At 65.3% G+C, this 16051-nt stretch carries 12 protein-coding genes and 2 tRNA genes; 8 read left to right on the top strand and 6 right to left on the bottom strand.

The genetic code is table 11. The features are described 5' to 3' along the window. Nucleotides 1-132 precede the first annotated feature (132 nt). The 5 genes from serA to ilvD all read right to left on the bottom strand — a co-directional run bounded on the left by serA (nt 133) and on the right by ilvD (nt 7477). A complete protein-coding gene (gene serA / locus HTS88_RS10570; RefSeq protein WP_174178125.1) occupies nt 133-1722 on the bottom strand; it encodes a phosphoglycerate dehydrogenase in 1590 nt (529 codons plus the stop codon). A gap of 127 nt (nt 1723-1849) precedes the next feature. Next, entirely contained in the window at nt 1850-2875 is a 1026-nt protein-coding gene (ilvC, locus tag HTS88_RS10565; RefSeq protein WP_174178122.1) for a ketol-acid reductoisomerase, read from the bottom strand. A gap of 90 nt (nt 2876-2965) precedes the next feature. Continuing rightward, nucleotides 2966-3478 (bottom strand): acetolactate synthase small subunit, encoded by a 513-nt coding sequence (gene ilvN / locus HTS88_RS10560; protein WP_009356538.1) that lies wholly within the window; start codon nt 3476-3478, stop codon nt 2966-2968. A gap of 2 nt (nt 3479-3480) precedes the next feature. After that, complete coding sequence (locus tag HTS88_RS10555) at nt 3481-5388, bottom strand: acetolactate synthase large subunit (RefSeq protein WP_174178120.1); 1908 nt, start codon at nt 5386-5388, stop codon at nt 3481-3483. A gap of 370 nt (nt 5389-5758) precedes the next feature. After that, nucleotides 5759-7477 carry a dihydroxy-acid dehydratase gene (gene ilvD, locus HTS88_RS10550; protein WP_174178118.1) on the bottom strand — a complete coding sequence of 573 codons (1719 nt, stop codon included), beginning with the start codon at nt 7475-7477 and terminating at the stop codon, nt 5759-5761. A 254-nt stretch (nt 7478-7731) separates the two neighbouring features. Here ilvD and HTS88_RS10545 point away from each other — a divergent pair, with 254 nt between their 5' ends. The 3 genes from HTS88_RS10545 (at nt 7732) to HTS88_RS10535 (ending at nt 10232) form a co-directional block, all read left to right on the top strand. Continuing rightward, nucleotides 7732-8913 (top strand): sunset domain-containing protein, encoded by a 1182-nt coding sequence (locus HTS88_RS10545; protein WP_174178116.1) that lies wholly within the window; start codon nt 7732-7734, stop codon nt 8911-8913. A gap of 58 nt (nt 8914-8971) precedes the next feature. Next, a complete protein-coding gene (locus HTS88_RS10540; protein ID WP_343044927.1) occupies nt 8972-10042 on the top strand; it encodes a PQQ-dependent sugar dehydrogenase in 1071 nt (356 codons plus the stop codon). A 114-nt stretch (nt 10043-10156) separates the two neighbouring features. Next, nucleotides 10157-10232: transfer RNA gene (locus HTS88_RS10535), tRNA-Lys, on the top strand. A 245-nt stretch (nt 10233-10477) separates the two neighbouring features. On the opposite strand, the gene HTS88_RS10530 is transcribed toward HTS88_RS10535, so the two are convergent. Then, nucleotides 10478-10939 carry a MarR family winged helix-turn-helix transcriptional regulator gene (locus HTS88_RS10530; protein ID WP_174178237.1) on the bottom strand — a complete coding sequence of 154 codons (462 nt, stop codon included), beginning with the start codon at nt 10937-10939 and terminating at the stop codon, nt 10478-10480. A 96-nt stretch (nt 10940-11035) separates the two neighbouring features. Between HTS88_RS10530 and bcp the strand changes: the two genes are divergently transcribed. The 5 genes from bcp (at nt 11036) to HTS88_RS10505 (ending at nt 16048) form a co-directional block, all read left to right on the top strand. After that, complete coding sequence (bcp, locus tag HTS88_RS10525) at nt 11036-11509, top strand: thioredoxin-dependent thiol peroxidase (protein WP_174178112.1); 474 nt, start codon at nt 11036-11038, stop codon at nt 11507-11509. Between the two features lie 99 nt (nt 11510-11608). After that, a tRNA-Leu gene (locus HTS88_RS10520) sits at nt 11609-11690 on the top strand. 252 nt (nt 11691-11942) lie between these two features. Continuing rightward, entirely contained in the window at nt 11943-12617 is a 675-nt protein-coding gene (locus HTS88_RS10515; protein WP_174178110.1) for a fasciclin domain-containing protein, read from the top strand. A 178-nt stretch (nt 12618-12795) separates the two neighbouring features. Beyond that, a complete protein-coding gene (locus HTS88_RS10510; protein ID WP_174178109.1) occupies nt 12796-14466 on the top strand; it encodes an ABC transporter substrate-binding protein in 1671 nt (556 codons plus the stop codon). Between the two features lie 79 nt (nt 14467-14545). Then, entirely contained in the window at nt 14546-16048 is a 1503-nt protein-coding gene (locus HTS88_RS10505; protein WP_174178107.1) for a malate:quinone oxidoreductase, read from the top strand. Nucleotides 16049-16051 lie beyond the last annotated feature (3 nt).

Raw genomic sequence — 16051 nt, 5'->3', positions numbered from 1 at the left:
AGGTATTGGCCGGCCTGCCGGCCCGGTCCTGAATCAGGACCTAGCCATTGTAAGCAGACCGGCCAATCATACGTGGCCGTGCCGGGACTCGCCGAGGGCGGCCGGCGGTGCGGTGTTTCCCCGGGGTGCGGGTTAGTCCTCCAGGTCCACTTCACGCACCATCTCGGCGCCGATGCCGGCCTTGATGGCGTCCAGGACCTGCTGGGGAACAGAGCTGTCGATGGTCAGCAGGGCAAGCACCTGGCCGCCTTCGTCAGAGCGAGCCACCTGCATGCCGGCGATGTTGATGTTGTTCATGCCGAGGATGTGTCCGATGGTTCCGATGACCCCGGGGCGGTCTGTGTAGGCCACCACCACGAGGTGCTCGCTGATCGGGATCTCAACCTCGAAGCCGTTGATGCCCACGAGCTTCTGGATCTGCTTGGGTCCGGTCAGGGTGCCGGCCACGGAGATCTGGGTGCCGTCACTCAGGGCGCCGCGCAGGGTGAGGACGTTGCGGTACGACTCGGTGTCGGGTGTGGTGATCAGGCGGACGTTGATGCCCCGCTGCTCGGCGATGACCGGAGCGTTGACGTAGGAAACCTGCTCGGTCACGACATCCGCGAAGATGCCCTTGAGGGCGGCCAGTTCGAGGACCTTGACGTCGAGGGACGAGATCTCGCCGGCCACTTCGACGTCGAACTGGGTGAGGGAGGCGTGCGTCAGGGCGGTGAAGATCCGGCCCAGCTTCTCGATCAGCGGGATGCCGGGACGGACGTCGGGGGCGATGATGCCGCCGGCCACGTTCACGGCGTCGGGCACCAGTTCACCGGCGAGGGCGAGGCGGACCGACTTGGCCACCGACACGCCGGCCTTTTCCTGCGCTTCGTCGGTGGAGGCGCCGAGGTGCGGGGTGACCACCACGTTGTCCAGCTTGAAGAAGGGCAGGTCGGTGCTGGGTTCCTTGGAGAAGACGTCCACGCCGGCGCCGGCGATTTCGCCGTCCTGCAGGGCCGTGAAGAGTGCTTCCTCGTCCACCAGTCCGCCGCGGGCGACGTTGACGACGTAGGCGGTGCTCTTCATCTTCTTGAAGGCGTCAGCGCCCAGCATGCCCACCGTTTCCGGCGTCTTGGGCATGTGGATGGTGATGAAGTCCGCCTGCGCCAGGAGTTCGTCCAGGGTCACCAGCTGCACGCCGAGCTGTGCCGCGCGGGCTGAGGTGATGTAGGGATCGTAGGCGAGGATCTTGGTGTCAAAGCCCTTCAGCCGGGCGGCCACAAGCGCGCCGATCCGGCCCAGGCCGATGATGCCGATCTTCTTTTCGAAGAGTTCGATGCCCGTGTACTTGGAGCGCTTCCACTCGCCGTCCTTCAGGGCTGCGCTTGCCTGCGGGATGTGGCGGGCCAGGCTGAGGATGTGGCCAACGGTGAGTTCAGCTGCCGAAACGATGTTCGAGGTGGGCGCGTTGACCACCATGACGCCGGCCTGGGTGGCTGCCTTGATGTCCACGTTGTCCAGGCCTACTCCCGCGCGGGCGATGACCTTGAGGTTCTTCGCAGCGGCGATCGCCTCGGCGTCCACCTGCGTGGCCGAGCGGACCAGGATTGCGTCAACGTCGCCGATGGCGGAGAGCAGCTGGGAACGGTCGGCGCCGTCGGTCTGGCGGATCTCGAAGTCCGGGCCCAGGGCCTCGACGGTAGCGGGGGAAAGTTCTTCGGCGAGCAGTACTACGGGTTTTGACACGGCTGATCCTCTGCGTTGCAGTCCGGGGGATAGAAACAAGTCTAGGCCGACGGAAAGGCCGGGCTCACATTGTTAAGTGTGAACCCGGCCTCACAGTCTGCCTTTATCACGGCACGTTGGGCCAGCCTTAGCGGGCTGCGGAACCTTCGACGTAGTCCACGTCCTGCTGCTGCCAGGCGAAGAGGGAGCGCAGTTCGCGGCCGACGGCCTCGATGGGGTGCTGCTCTGCCTTGGCACGCAGTGCCTTGAACTCCACGCCGCCGTTGTCCTGGTCTTCGATGAAGCGCTTGGCGAAGGCACCGGACTGGATGTCGGCCAGGACGGCCTTCATGTTTTCCTTCACCTCGGGGGTGATGACGCGGGGGCCGGAGACGTAGTCGCCGTACTCGGCGGTGTCGGAAACGCTCCAGCGCTGCTTGGCAATGCCGCCTTCCCACATGAGGTCAACGATGAGCTTGAGCTCGTGGAGGACCTCGAAGTAGGCGATCTGGGGCTGGTAGCCAGCTTCGGTGAGGGTTTCGAAGCCGTACTGGACCAGCTGGGACACGCCGCCGCACAGGACGGCCTGCTCGCCGAAGAGGTCCGTCTCGGTTTCTTCGGTGAACGTGGTCTTGATGACGCCGGCGCGGGTACCGCCGATGGCCTTGGCGTAGGACTTGGCCAGGTCCCAGGCGGAACCGGTGGCGTCCTGCTCGACGGCGATGATGTCCGGGATGCCGCGGCCGGCTTCGAATTCGCGGCGCACGGTGTGGCCGGGAGCCTTGGGAGCGACGAGGATGACGTCAACACCCTCCGGAGCCTGGATGTAGCCGAAGCGGATGTTGAAACCGTGGGCGAAGGCAAGGGCCTTGCCGGGCTTCAGCTTGTCCTTGATGGAGTCGTTGTAGATCGAGCGCTGGTGCTGGTCCGGCGCCAGGATCATGATGACGTCGGCCCATTCGGCGGCGTCGGCAACGTTCTTGACGGTGAAGCCGGCGTCCTCGGCCTTGGCGATCGACGTCGAGCCCTCCTTGAGGGCGATGGCAACCTCGACGCCGGAGTCGCGCAGGTTGAGCGCGTGGGCGTGGCCCTGGGAGCCGTAGCCAACAATGGCTACCTTGCGGCCCTGGATGATCGACAGGTCGGCGTCGTCGTCGTAAAACATTTCAGTCACTTGCGTAACTCCTCTTGAGTGGGTTGTAGATAGGTGTCTTGTGGTGCGGTTGCGGGCGTTGCCTGCTGCCGGGCCGTGCCCGGCAGCTTCCTAGGCGGAACGCAACGCCCTGTCACTCATGGAGCGGGATCCCCGTCCAACGGCCAGGGTGCCGGACTGCACGATTTCGCGGATGCCGAAGGGCTCCAGCACTGAGAGCAGCGCTGCAAGCTTCTCCGGAGTACCGGTTGCCTCAATCACCAACGAGTCTGTGGACACGTCGACGACGGCGGCACGGAACAGGTCTGCAGCCTGGGTCACCTGCAGACGTGTCGCGGCATCCGCACGTACCTTGACCAGGATGTGGTCTCGCTGTACGGAAGATTCAGAAGTCAGCTCAACGATCTTGATGACGTTGATCAGTTTGTTGAGCTGCTTGGTGACCTGCTCGATCAGGTCGCCGTCGGCATCGACGACGACGGTCATCCGGGAGATCCCCGGAACCTCGGTGGGGCCAACAGCCAGTGAGTTGATGTTGAAGGCACGGCGGGCAAAGAGGCTCGCGACGCGGGTCAGGACGCCGGGCTTGTCTTCCACCAGGACGGAGAGTGTGTGGCGGCTCATGGTCAGTCCTCTTCTTCCCATTCCGGGGTCATGTTGCGGGCAACCTGGATCTGGTCGTTGCTCACGCCGGCGGGCACCATCGGCCACACCATGGAGTTCGGGCTCACCACGAAGTCGATGACCACGGGCCGGTCGTTGATTTCGAGTGCCTTCTGGATGGTGGCGTCGATGTCCTCGTCGCGTTCACAGCGGAACGCGGCGCAGCCGTAGGCCTCCCCCAGCTTGACGAAGTCCGGGATGCGGACGGTGTCGTGGCCGGTGTTGAGGTCGGTGTTGGAGTACCGGCCCTCGTAGAAGAGGGTCTGCCATTGCCGGACCATGCCCAGGGAGGAGTTGTTGATCACCGCCACCTTGATGGGGATCTTGTTGATGGCGCAGGTGGCCAGTTCCTGGTTGGTCATCTGGAAGCAGCCGTCGCCGTCGATGGCCCAGACCACGCGGTCCGGCTCGCCGACCTTGGCGCCCATGGCGGCCGGAACCGCATAGCCCATGGTCCCGGCACCGCCTGAGTTCAGCCAGGCGTGCGGACGCTCGTACTTGATGAACTGCGCTGCCCACATCTGGTGCTGGCCCACGCCGGCAACGTAGACGCCTTCGGGCCCGGTCAGGGCGCCGATGCGCTCGATGACCCGTTGCGGTGCGCTGAGCCCGTCATCGGGTTCGGTCCAGCCCAGCGGGTAGGTCTCCTTGAGGTTGTTCAGGAAGGCCCACCAGGTGGTGAGGTCCGGCGTTCCGGATGCCTCGAACTGGGTGCGAACAGCGTCAGTGAGTTCAGGGATGATCTCCTTGACGGACCCGACGATGGGCACGTCCGCGGTGCGGTTCTTGGAGATCTCGGCGGGGTCGATGTCCGCGTGGATAACCTTGGCCAGGGGCGCGAAGGTCTTGAGGACACCGGTGACGCGGTCGTCAAAACGGGCGCCCAGGGTGATCAGCAGGTCGGACTGCTGCAAGGCAGTCACGGCGGAGACGGTGCCGTGCATACCGGGCATTCCCATGTGCTGGGGATGTGAGTCCGGGAAGGCGCCCTTGGCCATCAGTGTGGTGACAACCGGGGCTCCGGTGGCCTCGGCGAGTGCCAACAGTTCCGCCGCGGCGTGCGCCTTGATGACGCCGCCGCCAACGTACAGCACAGGCTTGCTGGCCGCTGCGATCAGCTTGGCGGCCTCGCGCACCTGCTTGTTGTGCCCGCGGGTGACGGGGCGGTAGCCGGGCAGGTCGATCTTCGGCGGCCAGGAGAAGGTCATCTGGCCAACCTGGGCGTCCTTGGCCACGTCCACGAGGACGGGACCGGGGCGGCCGGTGGACGCCAGGTGGAACGCCTCAGCCATGACATGCGGGATGTCGTTGGGGTCCGTCACCAGGAAGGAGTGCTTGGTGATGGGCATGGTGATGCCCACGATGTCGGCTTCCTGGAACGCATCGGTTCCGATCACGCCGCTGGACACCTGGCCGGTGATGGCCACCAGCGGCACGGAGTCCATGTGGGCATCCATGATGGCGGTGACGAGGTTGGTGGCGCCCGGGCCCGAGGTGGCGATACACACGCCAACCCGTCCGGTCACCATGGCGTAGCCTTGCGCGGCGTGGCCGGCTCCCTGTTCGTGACGGACCAGCACGTGATTCATGCTGGAGGCCATCAAGGGGTCATAGGTGGGCAGGATCGCGCCACCGGGCAAACCGAAAATATCGTCGACGCCGAGTTCTTCGAGCGAGCGGACAATAGCTTGCGAGCCGGTCATCACCGTTGGGGGTACAACGTTGTTCGGCCCAAGGACAGGAGAGGCGGCAGCAAGGTCGGCGGCGACGACGGCCTGGTCGGCCGTCCGGTCGGCGCGTTCCGGAGCCTTGGTGGCTCCAGCGGACTTAGTAGCCATCAGCGAGGGGCTGATCGGCGATCCTTTGCTCATCGGACTCTTCCTTGTGGATCATCTGTGGTTCGTGGAAACTGCAGGAAATAAAAAAACCCCTCAGCCTGGCGGCTCTTCGAGGGGTTGCGCGTGACGGTTCGTTACCCGGGGCTAATGTGCCACGCGCTTGGTAAGGACGACGACGATGCCGGTAACGAAAGTCATGCGTTCAGTTTTCCCTCTGGGCAAGATGCGTGTCAACGAGCTGACCCGCGATCTCACCATGTGGACCCCATTGTCCACCAAACGAGCAACGCTGCCCAAGGGCGCCTTGCTGAAGCCCGCCCACACACGGCGGCAGGGCTTAATATGGGTAGCGCCGAGGGCCCCGGGCCGTTTGGCGCTCAGCGCCAAACGGCCCGGGTAGGCGCTACCCGCAGTATGCGCCCGTACTGGCGCTGTGCACCAGCTTGGCGTACTTGGCCAGGACGCCCTTGGTGTAGCGTGCCGGCAGGGGTTCCCAGCCCACCTTGCGGGCTGCGAGCTCTGCCTCGTCCACCAGCAGGTCGAAGCTGCGGGCGGCGATGTCCACGCGGATCCTGTCGCCGTCCTTCACGAAGGCGATGGGGCCGCCGTCGACCGCTTCCGGGGCGACGTGGCCGATGCACAGGCCGGTGGTGCCGCCGGAGAACCTGCCGTCGGTGAGGAGCAGGACGTCCTTGCCCAGGCCGGCACCCTTGATGGCGCCGGTGATGGCCAGCATTTCGCGCATGCCGGGGCCGCCCTTGGGGCCTTCGTAGCGGATCACGACGACGTCGCCGGCCTTGATCCGGCCATTGTCCAGTGCGTCCAGGGCGCCCTGTTCGCGCTCGAACACCCGCGCGGTTCCTTCGAAGACGTCGGCGTCGAAGCCTGCGCTCTTCACCACAGCGCCTTCGGGGGCCATGGTGCCGTGCAGGATGGTGATGCCGCCGGTCTTGTGGATGGGGTTGTCCAGCGCGCGGAGGATTTTACCGTCCACGTCCGGCGGGTTGATGGCCGCGAGGTTTTCGGCCACGGTCTTGCCGGTGACGGTGAGGCAGTCGCCGTGCAGCAGGCCGGCGTCGAGCAGTGCCTTCATGATGACGGGCACGCCGCCGATCTTGTCCACGTCGGTCATGACGTAGCGGCCGAAGGGCTTGAGGTCGCCCAGGTGCGGGATCTTGTCGCCGATGCGGTTGAAGTCGTCAAGGGTCAGCTCAACTTCGGCCTCGCGGGCGATGGCCAGCAGGTGCAGCACGGCGTTCGTGGAACCACCGAACGCCATGGTGACGGCGATGGCGTTCTCGAAGGCCTTCTTGGTCATGATGTCGCGGGCGGTGATGCCTTCGCGCAGCAGGTTGACGACCGCTTCGCCGGACTTGCGGGCGAACTCGTCACGGCGGCGGTCCGCCGAGGGCGGGGCGGCGGAGCCGGGCAGGGACATGCCGAGTGCCTCGCCGATGCAGGCCATGGTGTTGGCCGTGTACATGCCGCCGCAGGCTCCTTCGCCCGGGCAGATGGCCTTTTCGATGCGCGTCAGGTCTTCCATGCTCATCTTGCCGGCGGCGCACGCGCCCACGGCTTCGAAGGCATCAATGAGGGTGACTTCCTTCTCGGAACCGTCCTCGAGCTTGACCCAGCCGGGCATGATGGAGCCGGCATAGAGGAACACGCTGGACAGGTCCAGGCGGGCTGCTGCCATGAGCATTCCGGGAAGGGACTTGTCGCAGCCGGCCAGCAGCACGGATCCGTCGATCCGTTCAGCCTGCATCACGGTTTCCACGGAGTCGGCGATGACTTCGCGGGAAACCAGGGAGAAGTGCATGCCTTCGTGGCCCATGGAGATGCCGTCGGACACGGAGATGGTGCCAAACTGCATGGGGAAACCGCCGCCCGCGTGCACGCCTTCCTTGGCGCCCTGCGCGAGCCGGTTCAGGGAGAGGTTGCAGGGAGTGATCTCGTTCCACGAGCTCGCAACGCCGACCTGGGGTTTTGCGAAGTCGTCGTCCCCCATGCCGACGGCCCGGAACATGCCACGTGCGGGAGCCGCGTGGATTCCGTCGGTTACAACCCGGCTCCGGGGTTTGATGTCAGGCTTGTTCTCGGTTGCGATGTGGGTGTCACTCATAGGGGAAAGTCTATGGCTCCGCCGAACGGCGCAACGACAGATCCGTGACGTTTGGGGGCAAAAACAGAAAATTTCAGTCAAATGGTGGACACCCATCTCAGATAATGAGATGACCCGGGAATGCCCTCCCCCGCTTGTGGTGCGGCTCACGGTGACGGGCCGCCTGCCGGCTTCCCCGTCAATCTGGACAGTTCTGACCGCCGGACGTAGCGTCGGGGAAAGTACACCTTGCCATCCGGACTGAAGGGCTTGCCATGGATTTTGTTTTTTGGATCATTCTGCTTGTTGTCATCGTGGGCGTCGTGTGGTGGCTGCTCAAACGCAACAGGTCGTCGACGGCGCCGGGGCCCTCCGCCCCGGAGCGGACCCGCGCGGACGGGGCGCTTTCCGGCGGCAGTGCCGCGGCATCCGCTGAAGCTGCCGGAACCACCGGGATCGCCGGCGCGGCAGGCTTTGGCCGCCCCGCCGAGCCCGCGGCACCCACCACCGCCGATGATCACGCAGGAGCGGCGTCACCTGCCGGGGCAGAGGCCGCCCAGCCCACCGGCACGAAGGAGCGGGAAGGTTCTACTGCCAACGCCGCTGCAGCAGCCGGCATGACAGGGGTGCCAGGCACCACGGCCCCGTCAGCGTCCAGCCAGGATGTCCGCCGCCAGGACGACGACGAGTGGGAGACACAGTGGTCGGAGGCTTCGGGCTCCTCCGCCGTTTCCCCCGCCGCAGGATCCAGGGGCAGTGCCTCTACGGAGGGCGTTCCCACCCATGCGGCCCAGGTGGATCCGGCCGGTGAAAGCGGCGTCCCCGCCGCAACGGGGCACCAGGCGGAACCGGCGGCAGCGACGGACGCGGAACGCCATCACTCCCCGGTCCACCACCCTGAGTACACCGAGCCCCACGCTCCTACGCTGCCGGGCGCGGAAACGGCCGCCGTGGAGGACATGGACGACGCCGGAGCCGAACCGCAGCTTGAGGACCGCGCAGGTGCCTCCGCGCCACAGCCTGCCAGCGGGGTCAGCGGTTCACCGCAGGGTGGCGCGGGCCTACCGCCCCGGCACGGCGGGGAGGACCGTGCAGCGGCGGCCGCCGAAGCCGCCGTAATTCCTGAAACTGCCGCCTCCGCTGAAACCGCGGACCGCACCCAGTCTTCTTCGCTGGTGGAAACCGCAGCGGACCGCGACCAGCAGCCCCAGTCCGTTCCACCGTCCGAGCCGGCAGGGCACCTGGCAGCGGACGAGCCTTATGGCGCCGGCTCGGCGGCGGCCGGAACTGACGGCAGCGGCCCGGACGGGTACACCGTGAAGGGCGACGCCGGAGCCATGGTCTACTACGAGGAGGGACACTCCGACTATGAGCAGGCCCGGGCCGACGTCTGGTTCGAAACGGAGGCACATGCCGAGGCAGCAGGCTTCCGGGCTCCACGGCGGCGGCGCCTTTAGCAACGGACCAGCCCGCTCGGGCCAGCCTCCTCCCTCTGTCCGAAAGCGCCTGCCTGCTGTGGCTGCAGCCTGCCTCGTTGTGCTCCTGGCGGGCTGCACGGGCGGTGGCGGCAACGGGCCCACCGGGAGTACTACCCTCCCGGAGACAAATGAAGTGCGGGTGCCGGACGTTGCCGAGCGCCTTGAGCTTGACCTGAAGATTCCCTGGTCCGCCGTGTTCCTGCCGGACGGAACGGCCATCATCTCCGAGCGGGACACTGCCCTACTCAAGGCAGTGCCGGCCGGTGGAAGGGGGCGGGAAGCCGTAAGCCTAGGTGAAGTTCCAGGGGTGGCCGCCGCCGGCGAGGGCGGCCTGTTGGGACTTGCACTGTCCCCCGGCTTTGCCTCCGACCGCTACCTGTACATGTATTTCACCGCACAGGAGGACAACAGGATTGCCAGGGCAAGGGTGCAGGAAACCGCCGGCGGTGCACTGTCCCCGGACCGCCCGGAGATCATCTTCACCGGCATCCCGAAAGCCACCACCCACAACGGCGGCAGGATCCGCTTCGGCCCGGATGGCTTCCTGTACGTCGGTACGGGCGACTCGCAGCGGAGGGACCAGCCGCAGGACCCCGGGGCCCTGGGCGGCAAGATCCTGCGGCTGACGGCCGACGGCGGTCCGGCGCCGGGCAATCCCTTTGGCAACGCCGTCTACAGCCTGGGCCACCGCAACGTCCAGGGCCTCGCATGGGACAGCGCAGGACGGCTGTGGGCCAGTGAATTCGGCCCCGATGTCAATGACGAGCTGAACCTGATTGTGGCCGGCGGAAATTATGGCTGGCCGGAGGTGACCGGAGCGCCCCGCCGCCCCGGGTTCCAGGACGCAAAAGTCGTGTGGCCGTCAACCAGCGAATCGTCCCCGAGCGGCCTGGAGATCGTGGGATCCACCGCCTATCTCGGGGCACTGCGGGGCCAGCGGCTGTGGACAGTGCCACTTGCGGGCGGGGAAGCCGGGACGCCTGTGGGCCATTTCACACGCCAGTACGGCAGGATCCGCGACGTCGTGCGGACTCCGGAGGGCGGATTCTGGCTCCTGACAAACAACGAAAACCCTGATTTCGTGCTGGTTTTGCCGCCGATTTCCTGATGCGGAGGCAGTCCAGGGCTTCGATTTCACATGGGCAAAAAGTTCGTGTAGAGTTTCATGTCGTTGCGGAGGTCAACGGGGAAAGAAAAGCCCGATGATCAAGGCAAAGAAGATGCACCTCTAGCTCAATTGGCAGAGCAATTGACTCTTAATCAATGGGTTCCGGGTTCAAGTCCCGGGGGGTGCACCACTGGGAAAACAGCCTCCGGCTTGCGGAAACGCGAACCGGGGGCTGTTTTGTTGTTTGCCGCATTCCAGGGCGGGCCTGCCGCCGTTCATCCCGGTAATTCGCCCCACGCCGCTGACCTTCAACTTTCACGCAGCTGTTTCAACAGGGACCGTCCGTCCCCTTCCACCCGCAGGCCTGACGGCAACAAAAAAGGCGTGGCCGCAGCTGTGAAGCTGTGGCCACGCCCCGGTGCTGAAGCGCCGGTTCTAGCGTGTTGACGGCGAGTTCTCCACCAATGCATTGTCGCCGGGAGACTTGGCGAATTGGCTAGCGAGTTCCCGCACCACTGCCTGGAGCTCCTGCCGCAGCAGGTCCGGGTCGATCGAGGCTGACGCCAGCACGGACCGTTCCATTTCCACCGCTGCAGCCACCGCTTCCTTGCCCTGCTCGGTAAGCGACACGACGTGGCTCCTGCGGTCCGAGGTGCTGCGGACCCGGACAATGTGTCCGTGGGCCTCCAAACGGCTGAGCGTCTTACCCATGGTCTGCGCCTGGACGCGAACGTATTGCGCGAGCTGGGCCTGCGTCATGGGGCCCTGGGCATCCAGGACCTCAATCGCGATAACTCCGGCGTGGGTAAGGCCGATGGCGCCGAGTTTTTCGTTCCAGGAGTGTTCGACGAGGCGCGCAGCAGTGGACAAGAGGCGCCCCGTGGGCCAGTGATCCATATCAGGCATAGCAGCCAGTATAGCCAAGTGGGGATTAGCGCTGGTTCCCGGCGCTTACTAGGCTGGTGTGTCCCGCCTGCAACTAGGAGAAAAACATTGGCTGAAAGACTCGTTTCCGGCGACGACGCGCCCGGATTCACATTGAAGGATTCGTCAGGCACCGACGTCAGTTTGTCCCCCCGCCAGGGCCGACACACCATTGTGTACTTCTATCCTGCGGCCGCCACGCCGGGCTGCACCAAGGAGGCGTGCGATTTTCGCGACAGCATGGCCTCTCTCCAGTCGGCGGGCTACGACGTCCTGGGCATCTCCCCCGACCCCGTGGAAAAGCTTGCAAAATTCGCAGCCAAGGAAGGCCTGGGCTTCCCTTTGCTTTCCGATGCGGACCATGCGGTTGCCGAGGCATATGGCGCTTGGGGCGAAAAGAAGAACTATGGCAAGACCTATGAGGGGCTCATCCGTTCCACCATCGTGGTGGACCCCGACGGGAAGGTTGCGCTGGCCCAGTACAACGTCAGGGCCACAGGCCACGTAGCCAAACTTCGGCGGGACCTGAACCTGGACACCTGACAAAGATCCGCCAAGCCGGGGCCCTGCCGCGGCGACGCTACAATGGACACTGGCATCCGCCGGCGGGCCCCTGTGGGGGCCGCAACGGCCGGAAGCCCTGCGCGAGTGGTGAAATTGGCAGACACGCAGGATTTAGGTTCCTGTGCCTTCGGGCGTGGGGGTTCAAGTCCCCCCTTGCGCACTGTATGGTCCCCCGGCTGCGGCCGGGGGACCTTTGCATTTAACACCCTTTCGCCCCGCCCTTTCCGCACGGTCCGGAAGGGGAATCCGGGCTCCGCCGAAAAACTCCAGGGAATTTACCCATCCGCATCCTGCCGACGGCCGAATAGACAGTGAGACACCAGCCAAGGGCAGGTGCCCACCAGCAAGTTTCGGAAGACGCCGCAGGCACCACGCCCGCGGCGGGTAGATGCCACAACCAAGGAGAACCGACATGCAGACCATCAAGCGCACAACCTTCACCGTCGCAGGCGTTGCAGCAGCGGCCCTGCTCAGCCTGACTGCCTGCGGCGGGTCCGCAACCACCACCGCCTCCTCCGCCCCGGCAGCCGAGCCGTCCGCGTCCAGCATGGCCCCCTCGCCGTCGGCCAGCACCTCTGCCGCGGCCATGGACCCGGCCGCCAACCTGGTGGGCCCGGGCTGTGCTGCCTACGCCGAGCAGGTTCCCTCCGGTGCAGGCTCGGTTGAGGGCATGGCCCTTGACCCCGTTGCCGTCGCGGCCTCCAACAACCCGATCCTCACCACCCTCACCTCGGCAGTGTCCGGGAAGCTGAACCCCAAGGTGGACCTCGTGGACACCCTGAACGGCGGAGAGTTCACGGTCTTCGCTCCGGTGGATGACGCTTTCGCCAAGATCGATGCAGCCACCATCGAAACCCTCAAGACGGACGACGCGCTCCTGAGCAAGATCCTCACCTACCACGTGGTTCCGGGCCAGATCACCCCTGACATGATCGCCGGCACCCACGCCACCGTCCAGGGCGGCAGCGTGACCGTTACGGGCAGCGGCGACGAGCTCAAGGTTGACGACGCCAACGTGATCTGCGGCGGCGTGCAGACCAAGAACGCCACCGTCTACCTGATCGACTCGGTACTGATGCCCAAGTAGTCACCAGGCAGGCCAGTTCCTTCCGGTGAAGCCGGGGGCCGTCCGAAAGGACGGCTCCCGGCTTTTCGGCTCCCGCGGGAACCGTCCGGCCGGTTCCGGGTTACTTTAAGGAGCGTCTATTAGACTGGGCTCCGGCCCGCACGCGGCGGAGCCGGCAAAATCCCGAGGTGATAATCGAGTGCCCAGCAGTACATCGCGGCGGACGGTCATCAAGACCGGCGCTGTTTTCCTCGCCTTGGGCATGACCTCGTGCACCGCCGTCCCCGCCCCCTCTCCGTCCTCCGGCTCCCCCAGCACCACGGCTGCTCCCGAGCCCTCCGCCACCTTCAATTTCGGAACCGCAGCCCAGCCGCTGGGCCTGGATCCGGCACTTTCCAGTGACGTCGAGTCCCAGCGCATCACCCGGCAGATCCTCGAGGGACTGGTGGGCGTGGACCAGGTCACCGGGAAACCCACACCACTGCTCGCCACGGAATGGACCGAGTCCAACGAAGGCCGCTCCTACACCTTCAAGCTCCGGACCGACGTCATGTTCCAGGACGGAACCCCGTTCAATGCCGACGCCGTGTGCACCAACTTCAACCGCTGGTTCGCCTTTTCCCCGGATATCAGGCGGCAGGCGCCCGGCAGCTCCTTCAAGGGAGTCTTCAAGGCCCATTCGGATGAGCCGGAGCTCTCCATCTTCAAAAGCTGCACGGCCGAATCACCGGACACGGTCCGGATAGACCTCACCCAGCGCTTCACCGCCTTCCTGCAGGCCCTCACGCTGCCTGCCTTCGCCATCGCCTCGCCGGCAGCCCTCGCCGCGGGCACGGCTGACGTCCTGGACCAGAACCGCGGCGGGCAGCCCGTGTCAGGCTTCGGCACCAATCCGGTGGGAACCGGACCGTTCAGGCTCGCCTCGTGGGACGAAGGCAGTGTCACCCTGGCCACCAATACCTCCTACTGGGGGGAGCGCGGCCAGATTGCCACGATCAACTTCGTGGCCTACGACCATCCGCAGGCGCGGCTCCAGGCCCTGCTGGACGGCAAGATCGACGGCTACGACGCTGTAACGGTGGGCAACTTCGACCAGCTGGTCAAGCGCGGAAAGCAGATCGTCCAGCGTGACCCGTTCTCCGTGATGTACGTGGGCATCAACCAGGACATCCCCGTACTCAAGAACCTGAAGGTCCGCCAGGCCATCGAAATGGCGATCGACAAGGAAACGCTGATCCGCCGGTTCTTCATTGACAACACCGCCAAGGCCACGCAGTTCGTCCCGCCCAAAATCAGCGGCTTCAACAACGACGCCCCGGCGCTGGGCCACGATCCTGCCAAGGCCAAGGAATACCTCGAAGAGGGAGGGTACGCCGGGGAGGAGCTGAAGTTCTACTATCCCCTGAACGTCACCCGCCCCTACCTGCCCACACCCGAGAAGGTGTATGCCGAGATCAGCCGCCAGCTCACCGCCGTCGGACTTAACATCCGTCCCGTGCCGGTGGACTGGGCGGACGGCTACCTGCAGAAGGTGCAGTCTCCCGGCGACCATGCGCTCCATCTGCTGGGCTGGAACGGCTCCTACTCCGACGCCGACAATTTCGTGGGCCCCCTCTTCGGCGAAAAGAACGGCGAGTTCGGCTACCACGATCCTCAGGTCTTTTCGAAGATCAACCGGGCGCGCGGGCTTCCGGAAGGCGAGGAACGGGATGAGCAATATCACACCATCAACGCCCAGATCGCCGCGACCGTACCGGCCGTCCCCGTCGCCTTCCCCATCTCCGCGCTGGCCCTGTCCGACCGCGTGCTGAGCTATCCCGCCTCCCCGGTCTTAAATGAAGTTTTCACGAAGGTGCAACTAAAGCCTTGACGGAGCGGTCCAATTTCAGTATGTCCGCTGCCCGGGGATATTCTGTGACAGCCAGAGCCGCTGCAATCGGAGACTGATCGTGACCTTCATTTCCAAGACCCCACATGCCGACGTCGTCCTGATTGGCGGCGGCATCATGAGCGCCACGCTGGGGGCATTCCTCAAGCAGCTTGAGCCGGACTGGACCATCTCTCTGTTCGAGCGGCTGGACCAGCCGGGGCTGGAAAGCTCGGACCCGTGGAACAACGCCGGAACCGGCCACGCCGCCCTCTGCGAGCTGAACTACTCCCCTGCCGCCAAAGACGGCTCAGTGGACCCCTCCAAGGCGCTGCTCATTAATGAGCAGTTCCAGCTTTCCCGCCAGTTCTGGTCCCACCTGGTGGACCAGAAGCTGATCGGATCCCCCAAAGGCTTCATCAACACCGTGCCGCACATGAGCTTCGTGATCGGCGAGGACCACACGCGGTTCCTGCGCACGCGGTACGAGGCACTCAAGCCCCACACGCTGTTCCGGAGCATGGAATATTCCGAGGACCACGCCCAGATCGCCAAGTGGGCTCCCCTGATCGTGAAGGGGCGCGACCCGAAGCAGCGCGTTGCCGCCACGCGCGCAGCCGAGGGCACCGACGTCGATTTCGGGGCACTGACCCGGGAGCTGACCACCTACCTCGGGAACAACGGCGTCGAAATCAACTACGGCCATGACGTCACGGGAATCTCCAGGGCGTCCGACGGCGGCTGGAACCTTTCGCTGAAGTACCCCAAGTCCGGCGAGCACAGCAAGATCCACGCCAAGTTCGTGTTCGTCGGCGCTGGCGGCGGCGCCCTGCACCTGCTGCAGGCCTCCGGCATCCCGGAAAGCAAAGGCTACGGCGGGTTCCCGGTCTCCGGGCAGTTCTTCCGCTGCACCGACGAAACCATTGCCGCGCAGCACAGCGCCAAGGTCTACGGCCAGGCATCGGTGGGCGCGCCCCCCATGTCCGTGCCGCACCTCGACACCCGCTACGTGGGCGGCAAGCGGTCGCTGCTGTTCGGCCCCTACGCCGGATTCTCCACCAACTTCCTGAAGAACGGCTCGTACCTGGACCTTCCGCTGTCCATCAGGCCCAGCAACATCATTCCCATGCTGGCCGTGGCCAAGGACAACATGGACCTCACCGCCTACCTGGTGAAGGAAGTGGCCAAGAAGCACGCCGACAAGGTGGAGGCCCTGCGCGAGTACTACCCGGAGGCCAAGGACGGCGACTGGGAACTGATCACCGCCGGCCAGCGTGTACAGATCATCAAGAAAGATCCGCAGAAGGGCGGCGTGCTGCAGTTCGGCACTGAAGTAATCGCCGGCCGGGACGGTTCGATCGGCGCGCTCCTGGGCGCATCGCCCGGAGCGTCCACTGCGGTACCTATCATGATCGAGCTGCTGAAGAGGACCTTCCCCCGGAACTTCAAGGGCTGGCAGTCCAAACTCAAGGACATGATGCCCGGCTACGGGGTCAAGTTGGACGAGAACCCGGACCTGGCTGTCGAGCTGGAAAAGGCGACGGCCGCATCACTTCAGCTGGAGAGCGTTTCCGCCAGCCGCTGACCC

Origin of the sequence: Pseudarthrobacter oxydans, from assembly GCF_013314975.1 — a bacterium.
GTDB lineage: Bacteria > Actinomycetota > Actinomycetes > Actinomycetales > Micrococcaceae > Arthrobacter > Arthrobacter oxydans.
The sequence above is the reverse complement of the archived record's forward strand: the minus strand, read 5'-3'. Positions and strand labels throughout refer to the sequence as shown.